The organism is Leptolyngbya sp. DQ-M1, from assembly GCF_039962505.1.
Lineage (GTDB): Bacteria > Cyanobacteriota > Cyanobacteriia > Leptolyngbyales > Leptolyngbyaceae > Leptolyngbya.
This window is the reverse complement of sequence record NZ_JAMPLJ010000004.1, coordinates 1-16,241: the sequence shown is the minus strand read 5'-3', so window position 1 is coordinate 16,241 and position 16,241 is coordinate 1. Positions and strand designations below refer to the sequence as shown.

10 protein-coding genes are annotated in these 16,241 nt (G+C 48.5%); 3 read left to right on the top strand and 7 right to left on the bottom strand.

Going from position 1 to position 16,241, the window contains the following annotated elements; genetic code table 11:
- Window positions 1–19 precede the first annotated feature (19 nt).
- The 5 genes from NC981_RS13380 to NC981_RS13360 form a co-directional block, all read right to left on the bottom strand.
- A complete protein-coding gene (locus NC981_RS13380; RefSeq protein ID WP_348243271.1) occupies window positions 20–2,917 on the bottom strand; it encodes a response regulator in 2,898 nt (965 codons plus the stop codon).
- A 3-nt stretch (window positions 2,918–2,920) separates the two neighbouring features.
- Complete coding sequence (locus NC981_RS13375; RefSeq protein WP_348243269.1) at window positions 2,921–5,725, bottom strand: methyl-accepting chemotaxis protein; 2,805 nt, start codon at window positions 5,723–5,725, stop codon at window positions 2,921–2,923.
- Window positions 5,726–5,820: 95 nt separating this feature from the next.
- The gene (locus NC981_RS13370) at window positions 5,821–6,330 is read right to left on the bottom strand and encodes a chemotaxis protein CheW (protein WP_348243267.1); all 510 of its coding nucleotides are present in this window, start codon (window positions 6,328–6,330) and stop codon (window positions 5,821–5,823) included.
- A gap of 3 nt (window positions 6,331–6,333) precedes the next feature.
- Window positions 6,334–6,711 (bottom strand): response regulator, encoded by a 378-nt coding sequence (locus NC981_RS13365; protein WP_190376773.1) that lies wholly within the window; start codon window positions 6,709–6,711, stop codon window positions 6,334–6,336.
- Window positions 6,712–6,746: 35 nt separating this feature from the next.
- A complete protein-coding gene (locus NC981_RS13360; RefSeq protein ID WP_348243265.1) occupies window positions 6,747–7,775 on the bottom strand; it encodes a response regulator in 1,029 nt (342 codons plus the stop codon).
- 1,056 nt (window positions 7,776–8,831) lie between these two features.
- Between NC981_RS13360 and psaK the strand changes: the two genes are divergently transcribed.
- Together psaK and NC981_RS13350 are read left to right on the top strand one after the other, a co-directional pair.
- A complete protein-coding gene (gene psaK, locus NC981_RS13355) occupies window positions 8,832–9,092 on the top strand; it encodes a photosystem I reaction center subunit PsaK (RefSeq protein WP_190376771.1) in 261 nt (86 codons plus the stop codon).
- Window positions 9,093–9,326: 234 nt separating this feature from the next.
- Window positions 9,327–10,538 (top strand): acetate kinase, encoded by a 1,212-nt coding sequence (locus NC981_RS13350; RefSeq protein ID WP_348243263.1) that lies wholly within the window; start codon window positions 9,327–9,329, stop codon window positions 10,536–10,538.
- On the opposite strand, the gene NC981_RS13345 is transcribed toward NC981_RS13350, so the two are convergent.
- On the bottom strand, window positions 10,535–12,817 hold the full coding sequence (locus NC981_RS13345; protein ID WP_348243261.1) for a Tex family protein: 2,283 nt from the start codon (window positions 12,815–12,817) through the stop codon (window positions 10,535–10,537). The genes NC981_RS13350 and NC981_RS13345 overlap by 4 nt on opposite strands.
- Window positions 12,818–12,873: 56 nt before the next feature.
- Window positions 12,874–13,500 (bottom strand): hypothetical protein, encoded by a 627-nt coding sequence (locus NC981_RS13340; RefSeq protein WP_206753822.1) that lies wholly within the window; start codon window positions 13,498–13,500, stop codon window positions 12,874–12,876.
- Between the two features lie 327 nt (window positions 13,501–13,827).
- Between NC981_RS13340 and dxs the strand changes: the two genes are divergently transcribed.
- Window positions 13,828–15,723 carry a 1-deoxy-D-xylulose-5-phosphate synthase gene (dxs, locus tag NC981_RS13335; RefSeq protein WP_348243259.1) on the top strand — a complete coding sequence of 632 codons (1,896 nt, stop codon included), beginning with the start codon at window positions 13,828–13,830 and terminating at the stop codon, window positions 15,721–15,723.
- Window positions 15,724–16,241: the final 518 nt, after the last annotated feature.

Here is a 16,241-nt window from a genome sequence, read left to right as displayed (position 1 = left end):
GATATCGAACATACATTAATTAAACGACGGCGATCGAGTTCACCATTTTTTCGAGCGTTTTGAGTAGAACCTGCTCGTTATAAGGTTTTGAGAAATAAGCGGATGCGCCTAAGTTTTCAGCCAGCTTACGATGTTTTTCGCCACTCCGGGAAGTCAACATCATCACAGGCAACTGAGCAAATTGCGTATCCGATCTCATCTTTGCCAAAAATCCGTATCCATCTAGCCTTGGCATTTCGATATCACAGATTACAGCTTGTACAGCTAAACCCGATTCAAGCCGCTCGATCGCGTCCTGTCCGTCTTTTGCCTGCTCGACGCGATAACCCGATCGCTCTAGCGTCAGCGCCAAAAATCGCCGCACGTTGATCGAATCATCGACGACTAGCACGGTTGGAACCAAGCTTCCAGGAAGTTCGGGGCGCTGAGATAGGCTGGCTTTGAGTTGGGCGCGGAAATTGAGGTCGAGTTCTGGTTCGGTTTCGGAGCGCTCACAGCTTGTGATCCAGCGCAGCAGTTCCGGCGCATTCACCAAAGGCACAACGCGACCATCCCCCAGAATCGTACAGCCGCTAAATCCACTCGGTAACGGCAAATTGCCTTCGACTTTACGAATCGTCGCTTCTTGTTCACCCCAGCAGCGATCGATATAGACTCCAAACCATTGCGGGTTTTGGTCGAGCATCAGCACGCTGGGAGTCGCGATCGTGGGCGGAGTCTCAAAGCCGTGAGGAATTTTGGGACAATTAAAGCGCATCCATTTTTGCAGGCGCACCAGTTGTACCATGCGATTTTGCCAGTTTAGGAGTTCGCTACCCGGAGCTTGAATAATTTGATCCGGCTGCAGCAGCACTAATTCTGAAACCACGTCGGTAGGAAACGCAAGTAGCATTCCCGCACTCTCAACCAGCAACACTTTAACCGTCGACAGAGTGAATGGAACCGACAAGGTAAACGTTGTCCCCAGTCCCGCTTTGGTATTGACGCTGATTTCACCCCGGATTTGTTTAAGATTATTGCGAACCACATCCATTCCGACCCCGCGACCAGAAAGGGCAGTGACTTGGCTGCTTGTACTAAATCCCGGCTCGAAAATCAGCGACAGTAATTCCTCATCTCGCGCTGCATCAAGCAGCACCGGATCGAGTCCCATTTGTTCCGCCCGATCGCGAATTTTGTGAATGGGAATGCCTTCACCGTCATCCCGAACCGTGATAATCGTGCGATTACCTTCGTTGAATGCCCGAATTTCGATCACTCCTTCTGGCGATTTATTTTTCGATTCTCGAACGCTGGGAGCTTCGATTCCATGATCAAACGCATTGCGTAACAGGTGCATTAATGGATCATTGAGCGTTTCGAGAATGTTGCGATCGATCAGCGTACTGCCACCCGCCATGTCAAATCGAACGGGCTTGCCGTACTGCAATGACCATTCGCGTAAAGCTCTCGGAAAGCGATCCAAGATATCCGAGATCGGACGCATTCTAAGCTGAGACAGTCCGCTTTGCATTTGTTTCGCGGTTTTATTCAGGTTCCGCGAGGACTGTTCGGTGTCGTCTAAGCTCAGATCAATATCTTCGCTGACCTCCTGAAGCTGCACGATCGTTTCCATCACCTGCTGCGACAGTAAGTGCAGATCGCCATAGCGATCGAGTTCTAGCGCATCAAATTCCGGGCGACGATTTTCGCCCAGCGTTCGTACTCCCGCTAAACTCACGCGATCGTAAGCCAATCTCAATTTCGCATTCGCTTGATCGAGCGTTTGCACCCGTTCGTGCAGCGTTCTGGCGAGCGATCGTAATCGCTTTAGATAGAGATCTAACCCGTTGCGATCGACGGTTAATTCACCAAACAAATCGTTGAGCTGATTTAGTTGCCGCACCGGAACGCGCACCGTCGCGTCTTGATCTTCAGCAACCGTTACAGGTTCGGGTTCCGCTTCCAGCACTTTGAAATCGGTCACTTGCGGTTGGGCAGGAGTCGTTGCTTGCGCTGCGCTGCGCGATCGTGCAGGAGCCGGAATCGGTTGAAAGTCGGGATACGCCGCATCATCAAAGCTATCGGCGGCAAGCGCTTCGGTAAACCAATCGCTCGGCTCGACGACCTCGATCTCGGGTGCGGCAAAATCAACCCGTTCCGCACCCGAGATCGAGGTGGGAATCTGGTCGTATTGTCCGGCGATCGCAAACGTCTGCGCGACTCGCCAAGCCTTTAAAGCAGATTGAGCGGTTTCGACGGTCTCTCCTTGCTCAATCTGGTGAAACACCGATTGGCAAAGCTGAATAAAATTCGTCAGTTGCAGCATCTCACCGAGTCCGCCCAACTCTTGCGCTAGAATCGCAACTTCCTCGCGCAAGCAAGGCTGATCCGGTGCGGCTAGCACCGACTCTAATCGCTGCAAACAGCCTTCCACTTCCGTTTCAAACAACAGCGGCACAATGTCTTGACCGTCTTCCGGCGACAGCACCGAGGCAGCGTTTTCCTCCTGCGGATCGCCCAATTCCGAATGCAGCGCATCAAACACGGGATACGCCTCAACTGCTAGCCAGTTTGCGTCCACACAAGAAGCCTGATGGCGCTGCATCGAGTCGCGATCGAACTCCACGACCTGTCGCAGACAGCTTACCGCCGCTAACAGCAGATTTTCGAGTCGGGGAGTCAGGGAGATTGATTTATCAATCTTCAGCACTTTCCAGGAGTCTTCGAGCCGATGGGCAAGTTCACTCAGAACCTGAAATCCCATCATTCCTGCGCCTCCTTTAATCGAGTGCGCGGCTCTTAACGCTGCATTCGCTTGGGTCGCATCAACCGGATGGTTAGCTAACCCCAAAATCGTGGCATCAAGCGTATCAAGATACTCTTGCGCTTCATCGAGAAACTGACGGCGAATCTCAAGCTCTCTATCTTGCTTCATCGTTTAGCTCACCTTAAACGCGCCCACTGATTCCTGTAGCTCTTTTGCTACCCCAACCGTCTGCCGCAGCGATCGCGAAACCTCCAGTGAAGCCGAAGAAGTACGACCCGCGACTTCTACGATTTCCTGCATCAGTTGCGTTACCGCATCCGAGGTTTCTACCTGTGTCACCGTCGATTCTGAAATCGCTTGCACCAAGTCATCGATGCGCCGCGACACCGAGAGAATCTTTTCTAAGCTCTGTTTAGCATTATCAACGAGCCGCGTTCCCTCCACAACCTGTGAGGTTCCCTGCTCCATTGCTTCGACGACTTCAGAAGTTTCGCGCTGAATCGTGGCGACAATTTGCTCGATTTCTCGCGTTGCCGCAGCCGATCGTGCGGCTAATTCTCCGACTTCTTCTGCCACGACCGCAAATCCTTGCGATCCTTCATCAGCTCTTGCCGCTTCGATTCCGGCGTTAATCGCCAGCAAATTCGTTTGCATGGCAATTTGATTAATCAGCGATACCACTTTAGAAATTTGCTGCGACGATTCGCCCAGACGTTTCACTTTCTTCGCGGTTTCACCGATCGTGTCGCGCAGTCCCAGAATGTTCTGCACGGTTAATTCCATCGCAATTCCGCCTGCTTCTGCGGTCGAAGAGGCTTCCCGCGCCACATTCGCCGCTTGCTGAGCGCTATGCGACACTTTTTGAATCGATCGCACCATATTTTCCACCGAAGCTAACGTTCGGTTCGTTTCCTCAGCTTGCTGCACCGCTTCTGCGGACAGTTGCCGTACCGCTTGCTCATCAGCGTTGAGGGCATCGTTCACTTGAACGGCTGCCGATTTCACTTGTGTCACAATCTGGCGCAGACTTTCGACGATCGAGTTAAAGAAATCTGCCACGGTGCCGATTTCACCTGCAGTCACGTCGGCTCGAACGGTTAAGTCTCCCTCGACGGCTCCTTCAACTTCGCTCAGCAAATCGATCAGCTGCATTTGCAGTTCTTCTTTCTGCTGTTGGCGCTCTTCAGATAGTTGCTCTGCGGCTTTTCTGGCGGCTTCAGTTTGCTCCAGCAAGAACGCTTGGTCAAGGGCATAGCCGATTTGCGCTGCCAACTGCCCAAAGAAATCAATCTCTTCCGCTTTCCACTGACGCGGATTGGCGCACTGATGGGCACAGATGAGTCCGATTAATTCTTTGTTTTGCAGAATTGGCGCAACAATATTTGCCTGAACTTCTAGCCGCTCCAGAATTTCACAGTGACATTGGGTGAGATTTGCTTGGCGCAGGTTTTCCATCGACCACACCCGCCCACCCCGGTAGCGATCGACGAGCGAGGCTTCCATCGGGTCGTTGACAATTTTTCCGAGCGCCTTCGTCCAACCCGGCGCAACCGATTCAGCCGTAATCGTCCCGCTGAGATAATCCGGTGCAAAGCGGTAAATCACCACGCGATCGACTTTCATAAAGTCGCGAATTTCATCGACGCTGGCAGCAAAAATATCTTCAGGCGAGAGCGATCGGCGAATTCGCACAATAATCTGATTTAACAACCGTGCCCGTTCAGCGCTTTCGGTTTGCTGATCGACAAAGCCTTGCAGTTGTCCCGCCATCAGATTGATGTTGCGCTGCAACACGCCGACTTCATCTTCACTGCTGACCGTGACTCGTGTATCGAGCTTGCCGTCCCCTAGCGCTTTAACTGCACTTGTAGCCGCCAAAATTGGGCGAGTTGCGCGATCGGCGAGCCATTTCGCCAGCAATCCCGTCGCGACAACTGCTGCTCCAGTTCCCAGCAAAAATGTCCAAAAGAGCTGGCGCTGAGGTTGGTATGCAACCTCGGTTGGCACAGAAAGAATCACGTCCCAGCCTAAATCGGGCAGGCGATCGCGCCCCGTCCAAGGCACAAAGCTAGCAAGAACAGGCTTTGTCTGATTGGCAACCGTTTCGTTAATTTCGCCGGAATTAATCGATCGGCGCGACTGCATTTGTGAAAGCCGCGAATAAACCGAAGCAGCATTTTGACCGATTTGCGCTTCTTTCGAGGACAGAAAGATTTGATTGCTGGCATCTAACAAGCTAAAGTTAGTGCCGATTCGACTATAGTTTTGCAATTCCGATGCCAGGTTTCTAATCGGCAGGACGGCGCGAATAATTCCCGTGCGCCTATCTGTGCCGCTTTCCTGCACCGGAGCAGTCACATACACGAAATAAGCACCCGTCTTGTCTGCCCGCACTGGACGACTAATCAAGACGCGATTCGACTGTAGGGCGGCGCGGAAATAGTCCTGCTCACCCTGCCAGGGAATTGCGGCGCGATCGCTTTGCAGCACTGCATTTCCGTTCAAATCAAACAGCGCCACTCCTTCATACACGCCCTTCTCCTGAACAAAGCGTTCAAACACAAGCCGCTTGTCGTCTTGAGACACCAAATCTCGTACTGATGGCACCGTTAAAGACGGCAAGCTGGAGAGCGTTTGTAGATCTGAGGTTCGCTCTGTCATAAAGCTTGTCACCCGCTGGCTGAGCGTCGTCGCCAGCGTTTCTTCCGTGGCGATCACCTGCCTTGTCACCGAAGCATTGGCAAACGAATAGGCGATCGCGCCAATCGCTAGGACGGGTAGGGTACCGATCGCGATGGCGATCGTCGTCGCTTTGGTTTTCAGGCTTAATCGTCTTAGGGCTGCGATGCTGGACGGTTTAGAGGAGGTTACAGAGCTTGAGGGTAGACCGGGCCTAGAGGAAACCTCGATTACACTCGGATCAAATCCGCGATCGACGGGTTGATCCCGTTGGGCTGCGTTCAGTTGATCAACCATAGGTAGGAGTTCTCAAACGGGTAATAGAGTAGATGAGATGCACAAATCGCCTGATGAGTCAAACGCAAAATCGAACACAAAGCAAACCTTAAAAATCAAGAATGCTGAAGCAGCGGCGCTTGCAAGATCGCTTCGCCGTCCAGCATGAATACTATTTCTTGAGACTGTAAAAGGCAGCCGCGAGAGTAAGGAATGAGTCCCTTGCTCACATGACTCGGAACGGGTTGTAAAGCCTCTGGAAGCGTCCAAGCAATCCCATCCACTCGTTTGATTGCCGCAGCAACAGAAATCGAACCCGTTCGCAAAATCACAATATCGTACTGCTGCGGACTGTAATCGAGCCTGCCCACTTCCAACAGCATCGCGAGATCAATAACCCATAAGACGCGGCTCCGACGGTGCATCAGTCCTAAAATTTCCGGCTCCATATTGGGAACCGGAGTGAGGTAGCGGGGCTGTAGCACCACGACTTCCTGAACCTGCTTCATCGGCAGTCCGACGATCGTGCCTTGTCCGACTTCAAACTTGAGATAACTTTCTCCGAGGTTAGGAGGGGCAATTTCCCCCTTTCGAGTTGTTGTTAAGGTCAATACTGAGTTATCCACGGGTTATCCTCCGACCGATCGCACAGCACGAATTAGTTGCTCTCGTGTAAAAGGCTTGGTGATATAGACATCTGCGCCCTGTCGCATTCCCCAGAGGCGATCGATTTCCTGCCCTTTAGACGTACAGATAATAATCGGCACGCTTTGAGTTTCGGGGTTTTTCTTCAGGCTGCGACACAGTTCAAAGCCGCTCATTCCCGGCATGACCACATCGGTAATAATCACATCGGGCTTAATCTCGATCGCCTTGTTCAAAGCATCCTTGGCAGAAACAACTCCAACAACGCTGTATCCACCTTCACGGAGGTAGTGGCTGAGTAGCTCCATTTCCGAGAGTGTATCTTCAACGACTAGAACTGTTCCCATTAAAGTTAAGCTCATAACGTTTCATTGCGGTAAAAAGGGTAAACAATGCGCTAATTGAGATATCGAAACACCATTTTGACGAGTTCCGATTGCGTAAACGGTTTTGTCAAATAGCCCGATGCACCCACGATTTTGGCTTTAGCCCGATCGATGAAACCTGTGTGACCCGTCACCATAATGATGGGGGTTTGCTTAAAGCTCGGATGGCGACGCAGCAGCGAACAGAGTTCGTATCCATCTAGATTTGGCATTCCGACATCCAGCAAAATCATGTCCGGCTTGCTGCGAACCACCTGCATCAGCGCTTTGACCGGATCGTTGATCATAATCACCACGACGCTAGAATCATTGAGAAAGGTACTAATCGCTTGTAGCACTGTGGGACTGTCATCAATACAAGCGATCGTGTAGCGGGCGGTTTGGTGGGCGGTAATGGGGGTCGGCGACACTGGAATTCTGGTTGGAGCTGGCTCGGTTGGAGAGGTGAAGCTCAAGGGCCGCGGCGGTGTCGTTGGGACACTCGGAGCTGGAGTCTGTACATCAGCGCTTGTTGCCCTAGAAGTTGGAACTTGCCGCAGTTCAGAATGACAGCGCTCTACGACCGAGCGTAAGTCCAGTTGACAAAGATTTGGATAGTCTAAAAAGCTAGCTTTTGCAATCACCTCATAGATCCCTTCTGTGACGGTGAGAAAGGGTTTCAGCACCTCGATCGCGAGGGTTTCAACCAATTCGCGCACTTGCGATCGCTCAATTAACTGCTGATCAATCAGCCATTGAATCGCTTGATAATCAGCACTATTTGCAGGGTAGCTTCCGGTGACGCTCTCAAACTGTCGTAATTGCGACCGATCTAATCGCTTCAGTGCGGGAGTGCGATCGCTCATCTGAACGAGGATGCGATCGAGGCGATCGAAGGGCTGGATTGAATTCGTGGCAAAAGCAAGCCTGCCTTCATCGAGATACAGTAACCAGGAGGTTGATTCGCTCATGATTTGCAAGCACCCATCGACTCGACGGCTGATTAATTGTGCCAACAACGACAGCGGCTGAAGGCGTTGAAACGGTTTGTGACTCACCATAACTAATCATTACTCGGCGAAGGTTTCGAGAGATGAAGTGCGCTTCTACATAAGCTTCTACATAAATTGTGGACAGCTAATTGTGAACAGCTTTGCTGTGCCGAAAGCAACGCATTTTTCATCGACAGATTTATCTCGTAATCAGCGGAAAAGCTGATAGTATCTTGCTTATTAGAAAGCCTATCAGCACTAGGACTATCAGTACTAGGAATAGTCGTGCTATCTTAACCGAAACTTGATGAAAGAACAGAAATTTCCTCATATTTAGATTTGGTCTCTAAACACAAAAACCCGAACTATCTATCAGAGATAGTCGGCAATCTGATATGAATTTCAAGCCCTTTCTTCGGCAAGAATGAGCGAAGTCTGTTCAATCCTATTCTTGTTGACTTGATTAAACAAAAGCCTCAGAAAATATTAGCCTCCTGATTACGACAGCAAATTAATTTGTTAGTGCTGTGAGCACATGCGGTGCTTGTTCTGTGACTTGCAATATCTCTAGAACTGCAAATTAAAATTCTAGGTATTTCGAGTCACCAATAGGGTACTGGTAACTTTCCGAAATGGCAAGTAACATTCAGAACCAAATCATACTGAATGTAAATTGAGATACTAATATTCGTGTTTTTCGTTTTACTCAAAAAAGCTTAAACCACCAAAGGTTATTAGGGGTTACAGCCACATCGAGGGAGCTAAGCAAAGTATTTGTTTTCCAGGCATAATTATAAAACAAAATTCAAGCTTTTAACATACTGAAATAGAGCTGATGAGCGAATAGATAGAGGGCACTGCAAAATTCATGCATCGAATTCATGTGTTATTTGAGACTCAGTATTCCATGTCAAATGAATTAAATACGAAGTCTTAATAAGAGCAGCTCAACGTCCATTATTTCTACTCATCTATCTGTATATAAAATTACTCAGTATGAGCGCAGTTTTGTATCAAACTACATAGAAACATTAACTATTACTGCAATCTGATCTAGGGGATTCGCGTTTCTGGTAGAAATTCACTATTCAAAATATTGTGTTGCAAAGCGAAGGAGAAGCTCAATTGTTTACTTCTACACTGCTGGCTGTTGTGCCAAGAACGTTGGAATGGACTCCGAATGTTGCGGCAGTCATGATCGTTTGTAATATTTTGGCGATCGCGATTGCGAAATTTACGATGAAAAACCCAAGTGCGCCGCCTGCGATGCCGTCCTCAAACTTTTTCGGCGGGTTTGGGTTGCCTGCGGTAATTGGAAGCACTTGCTTTGGTCATATTTTGGGTGCGGGTGTCATCCTCGGCTTATCAAATATGGGCGTTTTATAGACCTAGAGTCCTGATTGTTGCTCAAAGATGTGTAGCCAGAGAGAAAGTTCTCTCTGGCTTTCTTGTAGGATTTCGATAGCTTTCATAAGAATTTTCTCTGATATATACCAGTCTCCAGAAACCCTGCTATATATCAGTTCTTGATCGCATCGCTCCGTTTTCTTGCTGCAATTCAGGATTCAACTAGAATGATGGAGTTCTGTCAATTCAGGGATTTCAGGACTTTAGTTGCCTATGAAAGTTCTTGTTTTAAATGCTGGATCAAGCAGTCAGAAAAGTTGTCTCTACGATCTCAATGGCTCCTTGCCGATCGACCCGCCCGATCCAGTCTGGGAAGCTCAGATTGATTGGACAGTACAACCAGGAAAAGCAGTCCTCAAAGTTAAAGCCAATGGAACAAGGCTGGAATCTACAATTGAGTCCACCGATCGCGCTACAGACACTCTACAAATGCTGAAAACGCTTTCTGAGGGTAAAACCAAAGTGATTCAGCAAACTGGCGATGTTGATATTGTCGGACATCGCATTGTTCACGGTGGGCAGCATTACCGTCAGAGTGTACGGATTGACCAGACTGTGAAAGCTACGATCGCTGATCTGGCTCGATTTGCCCCGCTACACAATCCCGCAAATCTTCAAGGCATCGAAGCGATCGAGCAGAGCTTGGGAGGTGTTCCTCAAGTTGCGGTATTTGATACTGCATTTCACGCAACTTTGCCCCCTGCTGCCAGTATCTACCCAATTCCTTACGAGTGGTATGAAAAGGGCGTACAGCGCTATGGTTTCCACGGTATCAGCCATCAATATTGTGCAAATCGTGCGGCTCAGTTATTGGGACGTGAGCTAATTGACTTAAAGTTAGTCACTTGTCATTTGGGCAATGGTTGCTCCTTGGCGGCAGTTCAAGATGGGCAGAGCATTGATACAACAATGGGATTCACACCGCTTGAAGGCTTAATGATGGGCAGCCGATCGGGGTCAGTTGATCCGGGTGTGGTGCTTTATCTCATGCGGGAAGGAAACTACACGATCAATGAAATTGAGCAAATTCTAAATAAGAAATCTGGCTTGCTCGGTATTTCAGGAATTTCGAGTGATTTGCGTCAAGTTGTGAGTTCACAAACAGAAAGATCGGCTAGAGCGATCGATACTTATATTCACAGACTGCGCTCAGGAATTGGTTCGATGCTGGCGAATTTAGGTGGATTGGATGCAATCGTTTTTACCGCAGGAGTCGGAGAAAATTCGGCATTAATTCGATCTCGTACCTGTGAAGCATTTCGCTGGCTAGGGGTCGAGATCGATTCAGAAAAAAATCAGTCCTCACCGATTGATCAGGATATTAGTGCGCGATCGTCAAAAGCGAGAATTTTGGTTATTCACACGCAGGAAGATTGGGCGATCGCGCAGGAATGTTGGAAATTAAGCCATTCACGATCAAGTTAAGCTTTTTTGCCGAACTTTGACTTCAAATCATTGAGCGAGGCTGGTTTCTGAAAGGTTTGCTTTTGCTCTGATCGCTTCGATGTCTCTTGGTTCTTTACATCTTGATGCTTTGTAAAAACAGGCTTACGTTCTCCAGACTTCATCGAAAGACTAATTCGCTTGAGCGCTTCATTTACTTCTAGGACGTGAACTTTTACAACTTGTCCCACTTTTACAATCTGATTTGGATCGCTGACAAATCGATCGCTCATTTGCGAAACATGAATCAATCCATCCTGATGCACTCCAATATCCACAAATGCACCGAAATTTGCCACGTTTGTAATAATTCCCTCAAGCTCCATTCCTACTTTGAGATCAGAAATCTCTTTGATCCCCTCCCTGAAGGTTGCATATTTAAATTCAGCGCGTGGATCACGTCCTGGCTTCTCCAATTCACTGATGATGTCTCGTAGCGTTGGCTCTCCGATCGTCTCTGTCACATAGTTTTTCAGATTTGCTTTGAGTTGCGCTGCAATTTGAGCAGTTTCCGAGAGTGAAATATTTGAGTTTTTAGCGATCGCCTCCAAAATTCCATAACGCTCTGGATGCACTGCCGTATTATCTAGCGGATTTTTCCCACCCCGAATTCTTAGAAAACCTGCTGCTTGCTCAAATGTTTTTGCACCTAGTTTTGGCACTTTAAGCAGAGATTTACGATCAGGAAACGCTCCGTTTTCATTGCGATAGGCAACAATATTATTCGCCACAGTTGCACTTACGCCCGATACAGACATCAGCAATTCTTTCGACGCAGTATTAAGGTCAACTCCGACATAATTGACACAGCTTTCAACAGTTTCATCAAGCTTTTTCTTTAAAAGCTTCTGATCAACATCGTGCTGGTACTGCCCAACCCCGATCGATTTTGGATCAATTTTCACCAGCTCCGCAAGTGGATCTTGTAAGCGTCGTCCGATACTGATTGCTCCTCGAACCGTAATATCTAGTTCTGGAAATTCTGCGATCGCAACCGGACTTGCTGAATAGATTGAAGCCCCTGATTCGTTCACAATAACCTTGATTGGTTTATGATTGATCTCTGCTAGAACTTCCCCAACAAATTCATCAGTTTCACGGCTAGCCGTTCCGTTTCCGATCGCGATTAATTCGATTTTGTATTTGTCAATTAACTGCTTCAGTGTAACTCCAGCTTGTTTGCGCTTTTCTGCTCCGGTATGTGGAAAAATTGCTTCATACTTCAAAAATTTTCCAGTTTGGTCTAGCACCGAAACTTTACAGCCTGTGCGAAATCCTGGGTCGATCGCTAGTGTCGGCTTCATTCCTGCGGGAGCCGAAAGCAATAATTCTCTCAAATTCGTTTCAAACGTTTTGATTGATTCGATATCTGCTTCTTGTTTTTTCTGCGATCGTACCTCTGAAATAATCGACGTTCGCATTAATCGATTAAACGCATCTTTCAGCATTGATCGATAAAATTCTCGTACAGCTTTTACTTTCGATCGAATAACTTGCGTTTCTAAATATTGCTGTACCGCGTCTTCATCAAACGTAAGCTCAAAACTTAAAATCCCTTCTGATTCCCCCCGATATAAAGCAAGAAGATTATGGGGTGCGATCGTTTTCACTTTTGCCTCGTAACTTCGGTACATTTCAAACTTAGTAGTACCCTCGGCGTAGTCAGATTTAATGCGTGATGCAAACACACCTGTATTGAATAAAAACTCTCGTAAATACGATCGTAATTCTGCCTTCTCTGAAACTTCCTCCGCCAAAATATCCGAAGCTCCTTGTAATGCCTCTTCAATCGTTTTGACGCTTTTCTCTTCAGATAAATACTTCCTTGCTTCATCTTCTAAAGAAGCCACTCCTGCATGCGGCTGATTCAGAGAAGCAATATATCCTGCTAACTTGCCTAAACCTTTTTCTTTAGCGATCGTCGCCCTCGTTCGGCGCTTCGGACGATACGGCAAATACAAATCTTCTAGCTCATTTTTCTGCAAACAAGCCTCAATTTTGCCTCTCAATTCCTCAGTTAGTTTGCCCTGAGTCTCGATCGATTCCAAAACGCTTTTCTTGCGCTCCTCCAACTCCGTGAGATAGGTAAATCGATCGAGCAAATCCCGCAATTTCACCTCATCCATCTCACCTGTTCGCTCTTTGCGATACCGCGCAATAAACGGAACCGTTGCTCCTTCTGCAAATAATTCCAGCGCATTTGCAACCTGAGACGATCGTAATGAAAGCTCTTGCGCCAAAAGTTGAGGAATGTTGATCATGAGGAAAAATTCGGAACTCAGTGTTCGCCAAAATTCTGCTGAGTTCCGAGTGTAACTTAGAATCGTTGAGGTGTCACAGTTCCCGGCGTAGATGACCCTGGGGTTGTCGTCGGGGGTGTTGGGGTTGTTTGACCCGGAGAAACAGGCGGGGTCGGAGAAGTGGAACCTGAAGGCGGCGTGGTGACAGGCGGTGTCGTTGTCGAACCGGGCAGCACCGTTGGAACCACATCACGAGATCGATCGGTCGCATCGATACAAGTTGCGATCGACTGATCCGTTGCCAGCTTCAACTCTCGGCTTAAGTCTACAACGCATCTAGAAAAACGTTCCGGCAGCAAACTCCGACGACAGCCGCTCAAAACGTTGACTAGCGAAGTTTGAGGCGCTCTCTGGCGGATATCCACCACACAAGTCGAAGCCTCCACAGGACGGCGCACCTGCCGACACACCGAAAGCGCATCCTCCCCAGCAATGTTGTTTCTGGTAATGCGATCGACACAAATTCCCAAATCTCTGGGGCGCTGTGCCTTCGCGCAAGCATCCGCCGCAGTTGCTGCTGAAATCTTGCCTCGCACCAAATCCCGCGCACAAGTATCGTAATCTGCCTCATCCACACCCGGACGAATCAGCAAATCATCTAGCACCCCTGCTTTAGCAGGCATCGCCAATGCAATTAAACTCATCCCCACGATGGATGCAGTTATACTTCGCATTCCTCTTGATTGCATTAAATTCCGCATCAACATCAATAAAATCCTCGCCCCACGGGTGCAAACTTCAGAAAGATTGTGGCACATCCTTCCGTAGAACCGACACGAAGATTAAAGACGCATAACCCGCATCACCACAGCATAAAGTGTTTCTAATGAACGCGATCGCGCCTAAACTTTTATCACAAGAAAAGTTGCGATTTGCATACGAATACTCCGAATCGTTACCCCCGATGAACTAGAGTGATAAGAGTAGATCCGTCTACTGCTCACATCACATCATCCGAAGGATACCCCGGTATGCATTTGAGTGAATTAACACACCCAAACCAGTTGCATGGATTATCGATTTTTCAGCTTCAGCAAATCGCGCGTCAAATCCGCGAAAAGCACCTGCAAACTGTGGCAGCGATTGGGGGACACCTCGGCCCTGGATTGGGTGTCGTTGAATTAACCCTCGCCCTCTATCAAACCCTGGATCTCGATCGCGACAAAGTGATCTGGGATGTTGGACACCAAGCATACCCCCACAAGCTAATCACTGGGCGCTATGCTGATTTCCACACGCTTCGACAGAAAGACGGCGTTGCGGGCTACCTGAAACGCTGCGAAAGCAAGTTCGATCATTTCGGTGCAGGTCACGCCTCAACCAGCATCTCTGCCGCACTTGGCATGGCACTGGCACGCGATGCTCAAGGCGAAAACTTCAAAGTTGCCGCTGTTATTGGCGATGGCGCACTCACAGGCGGCATGGCACTCGAAGCAATTAACCATGCTGGACACCTACCGAAAACGAATCTTCTTGTCGTTCTCAACGACAACGAGATGTCAATTTCTCCCAACGTCGGTGCGATTCCTCGTTATCTGAACAAGATGCGCCTGAGTCCGCCCGTTCAATTTCTCACAGACAACCTGGAAGAACAGATGAAAAACATGCCGTTCTCTCCAGAACTGTCCCGCCTCAAAGAAGGAATGAAGCGGCTTGCTGTGCCAAAGGTTGGAGCCGTTTTTGAAGAATTGGGCTTTACCTACATCGGTCCAGTTGATGGACACAATCTTGAGGAGTTGATTGCGACTTTCAAAGAAGCGCATAAACATCCTGGGCCAGTCCTTGTTCATGTCGCAACGGTGAAAGGAAAAGGCTATGCGATCGCCGAACAGGATCAAGTCGGCTATCATGCCCAAACTCCATTCAACCTCGCCACCGGAAAAGCTATCCCCTCCTCAAAGCCCAAGCCCCCAAGCTACTCCAAAGTATTTGGAGAAACCCTGAGCAAATTGGCGGAGAATAACCCGCGCATCATCGGTATTACCGCAGCAATGGCAACGGGAACCGGACTTGATATTTTCCAGAAGCGAGTTCCGCAACAATACATGGATGTCGGCATTGCAGAACAACACGCAGTGACCCTAGCAGCAGGATTAGCTTGCGAAGGAATGCGTCCTGTCGCAACCATCTACTCCACCTTCCTCCAACGCGCCTACGATCAAATCGTCCACGATGTCTGTATTCAAAATCTCCCTGTATTCTTCTGCATGGATCGCGCTGGCATCGTCGGCTCAGACGGGCCCACTCACCAGGGAATGTACGACATCGCGTACTTACGATCGATCCCCAACATAGTGCTAATGGCTCCCAAGGACGAAGCCGAACTACAACGAATGCTCGTCACTGGCATCAATCACACTTCAGGCCCGATCGCCATGCGGTATCCTCGTGGCAATGGTTATGGTGTGCCCTTGATGGAAGAAGGTTGGGAGGAACTGCCGATCGGTAAAGCCGAAATTCTCCGTCAAGGCGACGATCTATTAATGATTGGCTATGGCTCAATGGTCTATCCTACAATGCAGACCGCTGAGATTCTCAGCGAACATGGCATCGAAGCCACCGTAATCAACGCACGATTTGCAAAACCGCTTGATGAAGAGCTAATTCTCCCCTTAGCCCAGAAAATCGGTCGATTGGTCACACTTGAAGAAGGTTGTCTACCTGGTGGATTTGGAAGCGCGATCATTGAATCCCTAATGGATGCCGAAGTCGTTGTCCCAGTCACTCGCATCGGTATTCCTGATATTCTGGTCGATCACGCAACTCCTGATGAATCGAAAGCGGAATTAGGATTGACTCCTCCACAAATGGCGGATCGGATTCTGAAGACGTTTGTGAAAGAAGGGAGTGCGATCGCAGCAGTTTAGGCAATTGAACTTTATTCTGAAATGTTCAGCGCAGTGTTTGTATCATCAGTACAGATACTGTGCTGAATATTTATTTTATTAAGGGTATGAGACATCAGATTGTGCCTCTTGCTGTAGCGGTCGTGTCAGTTTTAGGACTGCTTTAAGCTTTTATAAGCATTGCTAAATGGTTTATCCCGCAAGGTGAAAAAACATCTTGGTGGGACTATAAGCATTTATGGATGCAAGAAGTAGGCAGTGGCAATCAAATAGAAAGCAGCAGAGGCTGGACTGATTGCAGTGACAGTGGAGATAGTTCCCCTGAATGAATCTTCCAATCCTGCCAAAATTTTTGAAGCTCTTGTGTAGCAAGACTAGATATGAATCCAGCCTGACCTCAAAACGAAACCCGAAATTTTTTTGGTCAACCTGCTTGACATCCTCCTTCTGTTCCGGCTATATTGATTAAGCGGTGAGGGAAGCCGAGCGAAAGCGACGCACTTCACAGTGCTTGAACCGATATACAACAGAATAGTTTA

What these genes read in the sequence shown, in the direction of transcription:
- NC981_RS13380 (WP_348243271.1), bottom strand. Translation starts at nt 2,917, where the DNA reads ATGAAGCAAGATAGAGAGCTTGAGATTCGCCGTCAGTTTCTCGATGAA.
- NC981_RS13375 (WP_348243269.1), bottom strand. Translation starts at nt 5,725, where the DNA reads ATGGTTGATCAACTGAACGCAGCCCAACGGGATCAACCCGTCGATCGC.
- NC981_RS13365 (WP_190376773.1), bottom strand. Translation starts at nt 6,711, where the DNA reads ATGAGCTTAACTTTAATGGGAACAGTTCTAGTCGTTGAAGATACACTC.
- NC981_RS13360 (WP_348243265.1), bottom strand. Translation starts at nt 7,775, where the DNA reads ATGGTGAGTCACAAACCGTTTCAACGCCTTCAGCCGCTGTCGTTGTTG.
- NC981_RS13350 (WP_348243263.1), top strand. Translation starts at nt 9,327, where the DNA reads ATGAAAGTTCTTGTTTTAAATGCTGGATCAAGCAGTCAGAAAAGTTGT.
- NC981_RS13345 (WP_348243261.1), bottom strand. Translation starts at nt 12,817, where the DNA reads ATGATCAACATTCCTCAACTTTTGGCGCAAGAGCTTTCATTACGATCG.
- NC981_RS13340 (WP_206753822.1), bottom strand. Translation starts at nt 13,500, where the DNA reads ATGAGTTTAATTGCATTGGCGATGCCTGCTAAAGCAGGGGTGCTAGAT.
- dxs (WP_348243259.1), top strand. Translation starts at nt 13,828, where the DNA reads ATGCATTTGAGTGAATTAACACACCCAAACCAGTTGCATGGATTATCG.